The sequence below is a fragment of the Caldicellulosiruptor morganii genome, assembly GCF_026810225.1.
Classification (GTDB): domain Bacteria; phylum Bacillota; class Thermoanaerobacteria; order Caldicellulosiruptorales; family Caldicellulosiruptoraceae; genus Caldicellulosiruptor; species Caldicellulosiruptor morganii.
The window spans coordinates 1,861,683-1,875,352 of record NZ_CP113865.1 but is presented as its reverse complement, the minus strand read 5'-3'; the positions used below and the strand labels follow the sequence as shown (position 1 = coordinate 1,875,352).

The window sequence follows — 13,670 nt, the reverse complement described above, 5'->3', positions numbered from 1 at the left end:
AGTGATAAAATAATTATTTGAACTGTCCAAAAATTTTTGAAAAAATCGAGGGTGGAAACATGTTAAAAATAATTGAAAAGCTGATAGGAAGCTACAGCGAAAGAGAGATTAAAAAAATCTTGCCAATAGTTGATAAGATAGAATCACTTGCCCCGGAATATGAGAGGTTAACAGATGCAGAGCTGAGGCAAAAGACAGACATATTCAAACAGAGGTTAAAAAACGGCGAAACTTTGGACGATATCCTGCCAGAAGCGTTTGCAGCTGTGCGAGAGGCTGCTTGGCGGACTTTAAAGATGCGCCATTTCAGAGTTCAGTTAATTGGTGGAATAGTTCTTCACCAGGGCAGGATTGCAGAGATGAAAACTGGTGAAGGTAAAACCCTTGTGGCAACTCTACCTGCGTACTTGAACGCTTTAGAGGGCAAGGGTGTTCATATAGTAACTGTTAATGACTACTTGGCAAAAAGAGACGCTGAGTGGATGGGGCCTATTTACAATTTCTTGGGACTTTCTGTTGGTGTTATAGTCCATGGCCTGACACATGAAGAGAGGAAAAAAGCTTATAGCTGTGATATTACCTATGGTACAAACAACGAGTTTGGGTTTGATTACTTGCGTGACAACATGGCAATTTACAAAGAAGAGCTTGTGCAAAGAGAGCTAAACTATGCAATAATCGACGAGGTTGACTCGATCTTGATTGACGAGGCAAGAACGCCTCTTATCATCTCAGGTCCTGCTGAAAAGTCAACAGACCTTTACAAAAGAGCAGACAATTTCGTAAGAAGACTAAAACCTCTTTATTATAACAGTGATGATGACAAGCAAATGCCAGATACCACTGGCTATGACTATATAGTAAACGAGAAAAGACACACAGTTTCGCTCACAGAAGAGGGTATCAAGAAAGCCGAGAAATATTTTGGTGTCACAAACTTGGCTGACCCGGAAAATGCAACCCTTCACCACCACATTATCCAGGCACTAAAAGCTCACGCGCTCATGAAAAGAGACAGGGACTATGTTGTAAAAGATGGCCAAGTAATCATCGTTGATGAGTTCACAGGAAGATTGATGTACGGCCGAAGGTTTTCGGAAGGGCTTCACCAGGCCATTGAAGCAAAAGAAGGCGTGAGGATAGAAAGAGAAAGCAAAACTTTGGCAACAATTACCTTCCAGAACTATTTCAGGCTGTACAAAAAACTTGCTGGTATGACAGGTACTGCAAAGACAGAAGAGCAGGAGTTTAGAGAAATCTATAAGCTTGATGTCATAGAAATTCCTACGCACAAACCAATGATAAGAATTGACCATCCTGACAAGGTTTACAAGACAGAAAAGGCAAAGTTTGAGGCGATTGTTCAGGAGATTGTTGAGACTCACAAAAAAGGTCAGCCTGTTTTGGTTGGCACAGTGTCAATTGAGAAGTCTGAGATGCTGAGCGAGATGCTCAAAAAACATGGTATAAAACATGAGGTTTTAAACGCAAAACACCACGAAAAAGAGGCTATGATAATTGCAAAGGCTGGTCAAAAAGGTGCTGTGACAATTGCAACCAACATGGCAGGCCGTGGAACAGACATTGTTTTAGGCGAAGGTGTTGCTGAGCTTGGCGGGCTGAAAGTAATTGGTACAGAGAGGCATGAGAGCAGGCGAATAGACAACCAGCTCCGAGGAAGAGCCGGCCGTCAGGGTGACCCAGGCGAGTCAAGGTTTTATGTATCGCTTGAGGACGATTTGATGAGACTTTTCGGGTCTGAGAGGATCAAAAACCTTGTTGAGTCGCTGGGCTTGCCTGATGACCAGCCGATTGAACACAAGCTCTTGTCTGATGCCATTGAAAAGGCGCAAAAGAGGGTTGAAGCACGAAACTTTGAGATACGAAAACATCTTTTGCAATTTGACGATGTTTTGAACAAGCAAAGAGAGATAATATACTCACAAAGGCGCAAGGTTTTAGAAGGCGAGAACTTAAGGGATTCTATCCTTGGCATGATAGATGAGCTTGTGGATTACAAGATAAAGGTGTACACAGGCGAAAGTCCTCATCCTGAAGACTGGGATATAAAAGGTCTTTTGCAGGATTTGAAGTTTATATTCTTGGATAGTGAGCTTTCTGAGCAGGATGCAAAAAATATGACAAAACAGGAGCTAAAAGAAAAGCTCATCTCAATTGCAAAAGAAAAATATGAGAAGAAAGAACAAGAAGTTGGCGAGCTTATGCGCGAGCTTGAAAGGGTTGTGCTTTTGCGAGTTGTTGACATGCACTGGATGGAACACATAGATGCAGTAGAACAGCTGAGAGAAGGCATATCTCTTCGCGCAATTGGCCAAAAAGACCCAATAGTTGAGTTCAGGTTCGAAGCGTTTGAGATGTTTGATGAAATGATAAAGAGAATCCAGGAGGATACAATAAAAATTATACTTCATGCAAATGTTGAAAATATGCCTCAAAGAGAAAGAGTTGTTAAAGAGATGTATGAAAATGCGCCATCAGACACACCTGTGAGAAAACCTGTTGTGAAAACACAGAAGGTTGGAAGAAACGACCCATGTCCTTGCGGGAGCGGCAAAAAATACAAAAAATGCTGCGGTGCAGTGTGATTTTTTAAGAATCATTAGTGAAAGGAGTGGTCTTAAAATATGCTTATGCTTGAAGAAATTTTGCAAAGGCTTGAGAAGGCAGAAGAAGACCTCAAGGAAATGAGGGTTTCTCTTTGACATCGACAGGCTGGAAAGTGAACTAAAATCGTTGGAGAGTGAGACTTCAAGTCCTGATTTCTGGCAGGATTTAGAGAACTCTCAAAAAGTTTTGCAGAAAATAAAAAGGCTAAAGGACAAAATAGAGAGGTTCCAAAAACTATATTCGCAGTGGGAAGATTTAAAAGTGCTGACAGAGCTGAGCTTGGATGAAGGAAACCATGAGATGGCAGAAGAGCTTGAAAAAGAGCTTTTGGACCTTGAGAGGAAGATAGAGGATTTCAAGATAGAGGTCCTTTTAAACGGTCCCTATGACAAAAACAATGCAATACTCTCAATTCATGCGGGTGCAGGTGGCACAGAAGCTCAGGACTGGGCAGAGATGCTACTTAGGATGTACACGCGCTGGGCAGCAAAAAAAGGCTACAAGGTTGAAACCCTTGATATTCTACCCGGTGAGGAAGCGGGGATTAAAAATGTCACAGTTCGCATAGTTGGTGAGAATGCCTATGGGTATCTGAAAGCTGAAAAAGGAGTTCACAGGCTTGTGAGAATTTCGCCTTTTGATGCAGCAGGCAGGCGTCACACTTCATTTGCAGCGGTTGAGGTTCTGCCTGAGGTAGAAGACGATGCAGAGATTGAGATAAAAGAAGAGGATTTGGAGATTGACACGTTCAGAGCATCTGGTGCAGGTGGCCAGCATGTAAATAAAACAGAGTCGGCTGTGAGAATAAAACACATTCCAACGGGGATTGTGGTCACCTGCCAGAATGAGCGCTCACAGCACAAAAACAGGGAGATTGCACTCAGGATTTTAAAAGCAAAACTTCTGGAGCTCAAAGAGAAGGAGCGAAGGGAGAAGATTCAAAAGCTTAAAGGGGAGCAAACAGAGATTGGCTGGGGTAACCAGATCAGGTCATATGTATTTTGCCCCTACACACTTGTCAAGGACCACAGAACAGATGCAGAGGTTGGCAATGTTGAGGCAGTAATGGACGGTGAGATAGATGTCTTTATCAATGCTTACCTGAAAAAGTTTAGAAATGAGGAGGAAGTGGCATGAAGCAGTATGTTATTTTCAATGTGGGTAGCTACAGCTTTGGTGTTGACATCCTTGAGATTGTTGAGATTATAAAGCCTACAAAGATTGTAAAACTTCCAGATGCGCCGCAGTATGTAGAAGGCATCATTGATGTAAGAGGTACAGCTGTTCCTGTCTATAACCTTGCAAAACGCCTTGGGATTGACTCAAACGCAGAGACACAGAAGATTATTATTGTTGAGCTTTCAAAATTCCAGCTTGGTTTTCTTGTTGACGACGTATCAGAAATTCTCAAGATTGAAGATGACAGGATTGAAAAGGCAAACGAGAGCATCAAAGGTATAAAGCGCAGGTTTATTGACTCAATCGCAAGGGTTGGCGATGACATGATCATTATACTTGACCTGAAGAGTGTGCTTACAATGGATGAGGAAGAAGAGATTGAGAAGTATATTGTTGAAGGCAGATAATATACAAAAGTGAAATGGGGAGTAACATTTTGCTCCCCAATTTTTTATATTTTTTACCCTGCACAGGGTTTTTCTAACTTTATGCAAAAAACATTACATTAAATTTTAAGAAAACAAATTTTTATGATGAAAATGATTTTAGCGATGTTTATAATTATAAAAAAACAAGGTTTAGAGGTGATTATTTGCTATGTCAAAGCCAATGACAATGTCCCAGAAGATTTTAGCATATCATGCAGGGAAAGAATATGTCGAGCCTGGCGATTTAATCTTTGCAAATGTTGATCTGGTTCTGGGAAATGACGTCACAACTCCGGTTGCAATAAAGGAGTTTGAAAAGATAGGTGTTGATAAAGTTTTTGACAAGGACAAAATTGCAATAGTTCCTGACCACTTTACACCGAACAAGGATATAAAATCTGCCCAGCAGTGCAAGATGGTTCGAGAGTTTGCTAAAAAATATGACATTACAAACTACTTTGAAGTTGGCGAGATGGGTATTGAACATGCACTTTTGCCTGAAAAAGGCCTGGTTGTCCCGGGTGATCTTGTGATTGGTGCTGACTCTCACACATGCACATACGGTGCTCTCGGGAGCTTTTCAACAGGGATTGGTTCAACTGACATGGCATGTGCAATGGCAACAGGAAAGTGCTGGTTCAAAGTTCCAGAGGCTATCAAGTTTGTGCTGTATGGCAGGAAAACCGGCTGGGTATCTGGCAAGGATATTATCCTTCACATTATTGGTATGATTGGCGTTGATGGTGCGCTTTATAAATCCATGGAGTATACAGGTGAGGGGTTAAAGTCTCTGTCTATGGATGACAGGTTCACAATTGCCAACATGGCAATTGAGGCAGGAGCAAAAAATGGTATATTTGAGGTTGATGAGAAAACAATTGAGTATGTGAAGCAGCACTCAACAAAGCCCTACAAAATTTTTAGGGCAGATGAGGATGCAGAGTATTCAGAGGTTTATAAGATTGATATATCAAAGATAAAACCAACAGTTGCATTCCCGCACCTTCCGGAAAATACCAGAACAATTGATGAGATAACAGAAAAGATTTATATTGACCAGGTGGTAATTGGTTCTTGCACAAACGGCAGAATTGAAGATTTGAGGATTGCAGCAAAGATTCTGAAAGGAAGAAAAGTCAAAAAAGGTCTTCGCTGCATCATATTCCCTGCAACACAGAATATTTATAAGCAGGCTTTAAAAGAAGGGCTTATTGAAATCTTCATTGATGCTGGATGTGTTGTTTCAACTCCAACATGTGGTCCCTGCCTTGGCGGGCACATGGGAATTCTGGCAGAAGGTGAGAAAGCCCTTGCCACAACAAATAGAAACTTTGTTGGCAGAATGGGTCACCCAAATAGTGAGGTTTATCTGTCATCGCCTGCGATTGCTGCAGCTTCAGCAGTACTGGGTTATATCGGATCGCCTGAAGAGCTTGGTATGAAGGGAGATGAAGAATAGATGAACTTTAGAGGAAGGGCTCACAAGTATTATGATAATATTGACACAGATGTTATAATTCCAGCAAGGTATTTAAACACATCTGACCCGAATGAGCTTGCAAAGCACTGCTTGGAAGACTTAGACAAAGAGTTTGTAAACAAAGTTCAAAAGGGTGATATTCTGGTTGCGGGTAGAAACTTTGGGTGTGGGTCATCAAGGGAGCATGCGCCGATCGCAATAAAAGCGTGCGGGGTTTCATGCGTTGTAGCAAAGTCATTTGCAAGGATTTTCTACAGAAATGCAATAAACATTGGCCTGCCGATTGTGGAGTGCCCGGAGGCTGTTGATGGAATAGAAAATGGTGATGAGGTTGAAGTTGATCTTGTAAATGGTGTGATTAAGAATATAACAAAAGGGAAAGAATTTAAAGCAAAGCCATTTCCGGAGTTTATGCAAAACATAATGAAAGCAGGCGGGCTCATAGAATTTGTAAAAGGAGAGCTGAAGAGGGATGCATAGAATAGCAGTAATTCCCGGTGATGGGATTGGACCTGAGGTGATTGAACAGGCACTTCTTGTCCTTGACAAAGTTTCTTCAAAGTTTGGTGTTAAGTTTGAGTATGTCTTTATTGACGCCGGTGGGTGTGCAATAGATAAGTTTGGCGTTCCAATTAGAGAGGAAGACCTGGATTTGGTAAAAAAATGTTCGGCAACACTTCTGGGTGCTGTTGGAGGACCGAAGTGGGATACTCTTCCTGGAAATTTGCGACCTGAGCAGGCACTTTTGAAGCTCAGGGGAGGGCTTAAAGTTTATGCTAATTTGCGTCCGGCAGTACTTTATGATGAGCTAAAGGACTCATCACCTCTTAAAAAAGAGATTGTAAACAGGGGTATTGATATTCTGGTTGTAAGAGAGCTAATTGGTGGCATGTATTTTGGTCCGAAGGGGAGAGAGAAAAGAAACGGTGAAGAGGTTGCGTATGATACTGAAATTTATTCTACGAGCGAAATAGAAAGAATAGCAAGGGTTGCATTTGAGGCTGCAAGAAAGCGCAAAAAGAAGGTCACATCTGTTGACAAGGCAAACATACTGGAATCTTCAAGGCTGTGGCGTGAGGTTGTAGAAAGACTTGCAAAGGAGTATCCGGATGTGGAGCTTTCTCATATGTATGTTGACAATGCTTCAATGCAGCTTGTAAAAGACCCGTCACAGTTTGATGTAATACTTACTTCCAACATGTTTGGTGATATTCTGTCGGATGAAGCTTCGATGATTGTGGGTTCAATCGGAATGCTTGCTTCAGCATCGCTTGGAGAGGGCAGGGTGGGTCTTTACGAACCCATTCACGGGACTGCTCCGGACATTGCAGGACAGGATTTGGCAAACCCTATTGCAACCATTTTGTCTGCGGCGATGATGCTGCGATACAGCTTTGACATGGAAGATGCAGCAATTGCAGTGGAAAATGCTGTGAAGATTGCTTTGAAAGAAGGGTATAGAACAAGAGATATCTACACAGAAAATTGCAAGCTTGTAGGAACAAAGCAAATGGGAAAGATTATTTGTGAAAATATCTAAAAGCTGCAGAGAATTTTCTGCAGCTTTTTTGTGTTTATAGTCTTTTAAAAATAAGGTAAAATATAAACGTATAGTAAATAAATAAAACAAGAATCATTCAATAATGTTAAATTTTTTAATAAAATATATTTTTGAAAGAGAGGTGAATAATAATCGCAGTCGATAGAACAGAACAAATTCAAATCAACAAGAATCATTATTTATGGAAATACTGTGATGAAATGTGTTTTAAATCAAAGAATTTATACAACTATGCTAATTATATTGTTCGACAAGAATTTATTAACAATGGCAAATGGATTAGGTATGGCAAGTTAGACAAGCTATTAAAAAGCCATGAAACTTATAAAAGTTTACCAGCCCAGACAGCACAGCAGACACTTAGATTGTTGGATAGAAACTGGAAGTCATTTTTAAATGCCATTAAAGATTGGAGTAAAAACCAAGATAAATACTCAGGCAGACCAAAGCTGCCAAAGTATAAGAAAAAAGATGGAAGAAGTATAGCAATATTTACAAATCAGCAGTGCAAAATCAGAGATGGATTTTTAACATTTCCGAAAACAGATTTAAAGCTAAAAACAAGGATAGAAGGCAACCTGAGAGAGGTTAGAATAATTCCTAAAGGAGCAGTCTATGTTGTAGAGATAGTTTATCAGAAGGAGATTGACAATACAACAAAAGAGCCAAACAGAATAGCAGGAATAGACTTAGGACTTAATAACTTTGTAACTTTGGTAAATAACATAGGCAAAAAGCCTATTGTTATTAATGGCAAAGTTATTAAGTCAATCAATCAGTACTATAACAAAAGGAAAGCTGAATTAATGAGTTATGTAGGCAGCAGAGGGATAAGTAAGAGAATACAAAAGCTAACACTTAAACGAAATAACAAAATCAAAAATTTTATGCACAAAGCAAGTCGCTTTATAATTAACTGGTGCAAACAGCATAGCATAGACACAATAGTTGTTGGCTACAATTCAGAATGGAAGCAGGAAGTTGAATTGGGGAAGGTAAATAACCAGCACTTTGTTGGGATACCTTATTATACTTTTGTCAAAATGCTGCAGTATAAATGTGAGGAAGAAGGGATTAACTTTATAATCACAGAAGAGAGTTATACAAGTGGTTGCAGTTTTTTAGATGATGAGATGCCATGCGAAGAGAATTACAATATAAGAAGGAGAGTAAAGAGAGGGCTATTTAGGAGCAATAGAGATATTTTAATAAACGCAGATGTTAACAGTGCATATAACATTGTAAGGAAAGTATTCCCCGAAGCGTTTGCGGAGGGGATAGAGGGTGTGGGGTTACACCCGGTTAGGCTGAATTTAGCCTAACAAAGAATAGTGTTTAATAAAATTTTGAATAGTTTTTAGTGTTTTAAACACTATTCGTAACCTACATTTTTAAATAAACCATACACTGGAGGGGTTTTGAAATGAAATACAGACCCTTTGGAAAAACCGATTTTATGGTCTCGGCACTTGGCTTTGGTGCAATGAGGCTGCCTGTTCTGGATGGGGATTACTCCAAGATTGATGAGGACAGAGCTATTGAGATGCTTCGTTTTGCAATGGATAGTGGAATCAATTACATTGATACAGCGTATGTGTACCATGGTGGAAACAGTGAGGTTGTTGTGGGCAAAGCTTTGAAGGGGGGATACAGAGAAAAGGTCAAAATTGCTACAAAACTTCCTGTCTGGGATGTAAATAACCTTGATGACGCTGATAGAATTTTAGATGAGCAGCTAAAAAGACTGGACACAGGCTATATTGATTTTTATCTTTTACATGCTCTTAACAAAAACCACTGGAAAAAGCTAAAGCAGATAGATATCTTCAAGTGGGTAGAAAAGGCAATTTCGGATGGCAGGATTAAATATATAGGCTTTTCTTTCCACGATGATCTTGACACTTTCAAGGAGATTGTGGATAGCTACAAATGGACATTTTGCCAGATACAGTATAACATTTTGAACAGAAACTATCAGGCAGGAGAAGAGGGATTGAAGTACGCGGCATCAAAAGGCTTGGCGGTTGTCATCATGGAGCCGCTTTTGGGTGGAAGACTTGCAAAAGAGCCACCTCGGGAAATAAAAGAGCTCTGGGATAAGGCTGCTGTCAAAAGAACACCGGTTGAGTGGGCTTTAGCATGGCTCTGGAATCAGAAAGAGGTATCTGTTGTTTTAAGTGGTATGAGCACGCTGGAGCAGGTAAAGGAAAATATAAAATATGCAGAAAAGTATGAGGTTGGTTCTTTAACTGCTGAAGAGCTTGATCTTGTTGAAAGGGTTGCACAAAAGTACAATGAACTTAGGAGAGTTAACTGTACAGAGTGCAAATACTGTATGCCATGTCCGCAGGGGATTGACATTCCATGGAACTTTAGCATTTACAATCAGGCAAGCATGTACAATATGTTTGAAGAGATGAAGAATGACTATTTAAAGAAGGAAAAAGAAAGAGCAGAGAATTGTGTTGAATGTGGTGTTTGTGAGACCAAATGTCCACAGAATCTGCCAATCAGGCAGCTTTTAAAAGAGGTTGCAGCTTATTTTTCAAAATAAAAAAGGTTATTTACTTTAAAGTGCATTTTGTGATAAAATACTGCATGTTGTGGGAAGAAAAAATTACTCTTCCCTTGCTCCCAAAAAACTTTGGGGGCCTTTAAGTCTAAAAGGGAGGTGAAATAAGTGGTAGAAAGAAAGTACGAAACAGTATTTATCATCAGCCCCACACTGGATGATGAGGCAAGAACAAGCCTCATAGAGAAATTCAAAAACCTTATCTCAAGCAATGGACAGCTTCTTACAGTTGAAGAGTGGGGAAAAAGAAGGCTTGCATACAAGATTGACAAGCACGCAGAAGGCTATTATGTATTGATGCAGTTTACAAGCAAGCCTGAGTTTCCACGCGAGCTTGAGAGGGTTTATAGAATCACAGATGGGGTTATCAGATTTTTGATTGTTAAGCTTGAAAAGTAAAGAGGGGGCGGCATTTTTGAATAAAGTTATTTTGATGGGGCGCTTAACACGTGACCCCGAGTTTAGACTAACTGCTAACAATACCCCCGTTGCTAATTTTACGTTAGCAGTAAACAGAAGGTTTAAAAGAGAAAATGACCAGGATGCAGATTTTATTCCTATTGTTGCCTGGAGCAGGCTTGCCGAGTTTTCAAAAAATTATTTGAAAAAGGGCAGACAGGTTGTTGTAATAGGTAGACTTCAGCTTAGAACATGGGATGATGAGTCAAATCGCCGGCATTATATTACAGAGGTAGTTGCGGAAGAGATATACTTTGCGGAGCCAAAACCAAAGGATGCTCCAGCAGAAGCAGAGGTGGATATGAAGAACGATAGCATTTTGGATAATATGGATGATGAAATGTTTGACAGCGAGCTTGAAAACTTTTTTGAAGAAGATGAAGATTCATCTTTGTCAAAGCTTGACGATGATAAGCCCCCTGAAGATGACCTGCCGTTTTAGATAGAAGTATAAAACTGGAAAAAGGAGGGAAAATGGGTGACAAATCAAAATCAAAACCAGAACCAGGTTGCTCAGACTGTAGAGAGAGTAAGCTCAAGGCAGAAAAAAAAGAAAAGAGTTTGCTCTTTTTGTGTTGAGAGAATATATGATATAGATTACAAGGATGTAAATAGATTGAAAAAGTTCCTCACAGAAAGAGGCAAAATAATGCCAAGAAGAACAACAGGAAACTGTGCAAGACATCAAAGACAGTTGACTCGAGCAATCAAAAGAGCAAGGATACTGGCACTTTTGCCGTTTACAGTGGAATAAATTTAATACCCCTTCTATGAGGCTAATAAAAAGATGAGCCGTAGGAGGGGTTTTTATTTTCCCCAAAGTATTAAAATTTTAAGAAATTATATTCTTGAGCTTATAATATTGACATATAAAAAACAAAGTGAGTAAAATTTTCTTAAAACAAATCGAAGGAGATGCAGGATAAAAATGAACAAAAATCTAAAGATTATTTTTAATCAACCAGCAAATAGCTGGGATGAAGCTTTGCCTATAGGAAATGGAAAATTAGGAGCTATGGTCTACGGTACGATAAGAAGGGGAATTCTTCAGCTCAATGAAGACAGCATTTGGTCAGGGGGACCAATGGAAAGAATCAACCCTGATGCTAAAAAGTATTTGCCGCGGATAAGAGAGCTTATATTAAAGGGTGAGGTAAAAGAAGCTGAAAAGTTAGCTTTATATGCTTTGACAGCAACACCACCAAGCCAGGGACATTATGAACCCTTAGGGTATTTATATCTTGATTTCAGCGTTAAAGATGATAAGGTCGAAAAATACAAACGAGAACTTGACCTTGAAAGAGCGGTTGCAAAAGTTAGCTTTGAAATTGATGGTGTAAAATATGAAAGGGAGTATTTTGCCTCATATCCGGACAATGTAATTGTAGCAAGACTTAAATGTAGCAAAGAAAAAGGTATTTCTTTTTCTGCAGTTTTGAGAAGGGAAAAAGAGAAATATGTTGATAGATGCGGACATATAGGAGATGACACGATATTTATTGAGGTATTTAATGGTGGGGCACAGGGGCTTTCGTTTTGTGGAATGGTAAAGGCTTTCTCAAGGGATGGAAAAGTTTATTCAATTGGCGAAACGTTATTTGTGGAAGATGCAACTGAAGCAGTATTACTGATTTCTTCTGCAACAACATACAGGCATTCTGACTACTTTGAACATACTATTGATACTCTCATGAAAGCTGCTCAAAAAGGATATGATAAACTTTATAAAGATCATCTTGCAGATTACACATTGCTATTTAACAGAGTAGATTTTCATCTTGAGTCTGATGACAAAAACAAGCATGATTTGCCAACGCCTGAGAGGCTTAAACGCTTACAAGAGGGAGAGATTGATTTAGGATTAATACCTCTATATTTTCAGTTTGGCAGATATTTGCTTATTTCAAGTAGTCGCCCGGGCAGTCTTCCTGCAAATTTGCAAGGTATATGGAACAAAGATATGTTGCCACCGTGGGATAGCAAGTACACTATAAATATTAACACTGAGATGAGTTACTGGCCGGCAGAAGTTTGCAATCTCTCAGAGTGCCACTTGCCACTGTTTGACCTCATTGAAAAGATGAGGCAAAGAGGCAGTAAAACTGCAAAAGAAATGTATGGATGTCGTGGTTTTTGTGCACACCACAATACAGATATTTGGGGTGATACTGAACCACAGGACGTTTATTTACCTGCAACTCACTGGCCTATGGGTGCAGCTTGGCTGTGCCTTCATATCTGGGAACATTATGAGTACACAGGTGACATAGAGTTTTTAAAATCTCATTATGAAACAATGAAAGAAGCGGCTTTGTTTCTTCTTGATTACATGGTTGAGGACAAAAATGGCTATCTTGTTACATGTCCTTCGCTCTCACCAGAAAATACATATATTCTTCCAAATGGTGATAGGTGCTCTTTAACTTATGGACCGACAATGGACATTCAAATTATTACAGCTTTATTTAATAAGGTTATTAAAGCAAGCGAGATTTTGAATCTTGATTTTGACTTTGCAAAGAAATTAAAAGAAGCATTAGCAAAGCTTCCACCCATTAAAATTGGAAAATATGGACAAATTCAAGAATGGATTGAAGATTATGAAGAAGCAGAGCCCGGACACAGACACATATCTCACCTGTTTGGACTTTATCCTGAAAGTCAAATAACAAAAGAAAAAACACCTGAACTTTTTGAAGCGGCTAAAAAAACACTTGCAAGAAGACTCTCTTCTGGTTCAGGACATACAGGCTGGAGCAGAGCATGGATAATATGTTTTTTTGCAAGACTTAAAGACGGTGAAATGGCGTATAAAAATATTTTAGAACTCCTGAGAAAGTCTACTTTACCTAACTTGCTTGACAATCATCCACCTTTCCAAATTGATGGAAACTTTGGTGCAACTGCAGGCATTGCCGAAATGCTTCTGCAATCGCACAATGGTATCATAGAGATTCTTCCTGCACTGCCACCAGAGTGGAAAAATGGTTATATAAAAGGACTAAAGGCGCGAGGAGGTCATACAATAGATATCGAATGGGAAAACGGTGAACTTAAAAAACTTGCAATAACTCCGGGCTTTACTAAAAAAGTTGTGATAAAATACAAAGACAAATTGACACAGGTGGATTTTGAAGAAAGTAAGAGTGCTTTTGTGTTTGATAGTAGCTTAGAAATTATCAATTAAAACCGAAGACGGCTTTAAGTATAAGTTTAATGTCAATTGAAAAGAAAAAAAGAAAAATGATAAAATAAATATCTAAATTGCAATATTAAATGCAACACTTTTTTAGATGGAACTGGAAATTATAAGTTGATTAAAGCAACAACTGTGTATGATATTAGTTGCCAATATATGCCAGC

The 13,670-nt window shown here is 39.3% G+C and carries 12 protein-coding genes; all 12 read left to right on the top strand.

The genetic code is table 11. From position 1 onward, the window contains the following. Nucleotides 1–59: 59 nt before the first annotated feature. Nucleotides 60–2,606, top strand: a complete 2,547-nt coding sequence (gene secA / locus OTK00_RS09395; RefSeq protein WP_045170228.1) for a preprotein translocase subunit SecA — start codon at nt 60–62, stop codon at nt 2,604–2,606. A 39-nt stretch (nt 2,607–2,645) separates the two neighbouring features. Then, nucleotides 2,646–3,765, top strand: a protein-coding gene (prfB, locus tag OTK00_RS09390; RefSeq protein ID WP_108720990.1) for a peptide chain release factor 2 whose coding sequence is annotated in 2 segments (ribosomal slippage) — nt 2,646–2,720 and nt 2,722–3,765 — 1,119 coding nt in all. Because the reading frame shifts where the segments join, the coding sequence is not laid out codon by codon here. Beyond that, nucleotides 3,762–4,214, top strand: coding sequence for a chemotaxis protein CheW (locus OTK00_RS09385; protein WP_045170009.1), 453 nt, complete (start codon nt 3,762–3,764; stop codon nt 4,212–4,214). Before prfB ends, OTK00_RS09385 begins: the two co-directional genes overlap by 4 nt. Before the next feature lie 190 nt (nt 4,215–4,404). Then, complete coding sequence (gene leuC / locus OTK00_RS09380; protein WP_045170008.1) at nt 4,405–5,694, top strand: 3-isopropylmalate dehydratase large subunit; 1,290 nt, start codon at nt 4,405–4,407, stop codon at nt 5,692–5,694. Beyond that, entirely contained in the window at nt 5,695–6,195 is a 501-nt protein-coding gene (leuD, locus tag OTK00_RS09375) for a 3-isopropylmalate dehydratase small subunit (RefSeq protein WP_045170007.1), read from the top strand. It begins immediately after the preceding gene. Then, nucleotides 6,188–7,255 carry a 3-isopropylmalate dehydrogenase gene (gene leuB, locus OTK00_RS09370; protein ID WP_045170006.1) on the top strand — a complete coding sequence of 356 codons (1,068 nt, stop codon included), beginning with the start codon at nt 6,188–6,190 and terminating at the stop codon, nt 7,253–7,255. Before leuD ends, leuB begins: the two co-directional genes overlap by 8 nt. A gap of 146 nt (nt 7,256–7,401) precedes the next feature. Continuing rightward, on the top strand, nt 7,402–8,598 hold the full coding sequence (locus tag OTK00_RS09365; RefSeq protein WP_045170005.1) for an RNA-guided endonuclease InsQ/TnpB family protein: 1,197 nt from the start codon (nt 7,402–7,404) through the stop codon (nt 8,596–8,598). Nucleotides 8,599–8,699: 101 nt separating this feature from the next. Continuing rightward, complete coding sequence (locus OTK00_RS09360; RefSeq protein WP_045170004.1) at nt 8,700–9,830, top strand: aldo/keto reductase; 1,131 nt, start codon at nt 8,700–8,702, stop codon at nt 9,828–9,830. 126 nt (nt 9,831–9,956) lie between these two features. After that, nucleotides 9,957–10,247 (top strand): 30S ribosomal protein S6, encoded by a 291-nt coding sequence (gene rpsF, locus OTK00_RS09355; RefSeq protein WP_045170003.1) that lies wholly within the window; start codon nt 9,957–9,959, stop codon nt 10,245–10,247. A 16-nt stretch (nt 10,248–10,263) separates the two neighbouring features. Next, on the top strand, nt 10,264–10,749 hold the full coding sequence (locus OTK00_RS09350; RefSeq protein ID WP_045170002.1) for a single-stranded DNA-binding protein: 486 nt from the start codon (nt 10,264–10,266) through the stop codon (nt 10,747–10,749). Nucleotides 10,750–10,785: 36 nt separating this feature from the next. Then, nucleotides 10,786–11,061: a 30S ribosomal protein S18 gene (gene rpsR, locus OTK00_RS09345; protein ID WP_045170001.1), complete on the top strand. Its 276-nt coding sequence runs from the start codon at nt 10,786–10,788 to the stop codon at nt 11,059–11,061. Between the two features lie 174 nt (nt 11,062–11,235). Continuing rightward, nucleotides 11,236–13,494: a glycoside hydrolase family 95 protein gene (locus OTK00_RS09340; RefSeq protein WP_045170000.1), complete on the top strand. Its 2,259-nt coding sequence runs from the start codon at nt 11,236–11,238 to the stop codon at nt 13,492–13,494. The last annotated feature ends 176 nt before the right edge of the window (nt 13,495–13,670 follow it).

Bases quoted from the DNA above. Each gene is read 5' to 3' on its own strand.
- OTK00_RS09385 (WP_045170009.1), top strand. From the start codon at position 3,762: ATGAAGCAGTATGTTATTTTCAATGTGGGTAGCTACAGCTTTGGTGTT.
- secA (WP_045170228.1), top strand. From the start codon at position 60: ATGTTAAAAATAATTGAAAAGCTGATAGGAAGCTACAGCGAAAGAGAG.
- leuB (WP_045170006.1), top strand. From the start codon at position 6,188: ATGCATAGAATAGCAGTAATTCCCGGTGATGGGATTGGACCTGAGGTG.
- OTK00_RS09360 (WP_045170004.1), top strand. From the start codon at position 8,700: ATGAAATACAGACCCTTTGGAAAAACCGATTTTATGGTCTCGGCACTT.
- leuD (WP_045170007.1), top strand. From the start codon at position 5,695: ATGAACTTTAGAGGAAGGGCTCACAAGTATTATGATAATATTGACACA.
- leuC (WP_045170008.1), top strand. From the start codon at position 4,405: ATGTCAAAGCCAATGACAATGTCCCAGAAGATTTTAGCATATCATGCA.
- OTK00_RS09340 (WP_045170000.1), top strand. From the start codon at position 11,236: ATGAACAAAAATCTAAAGATTATTTTTAATCAACCAGCAAATAGCTGG.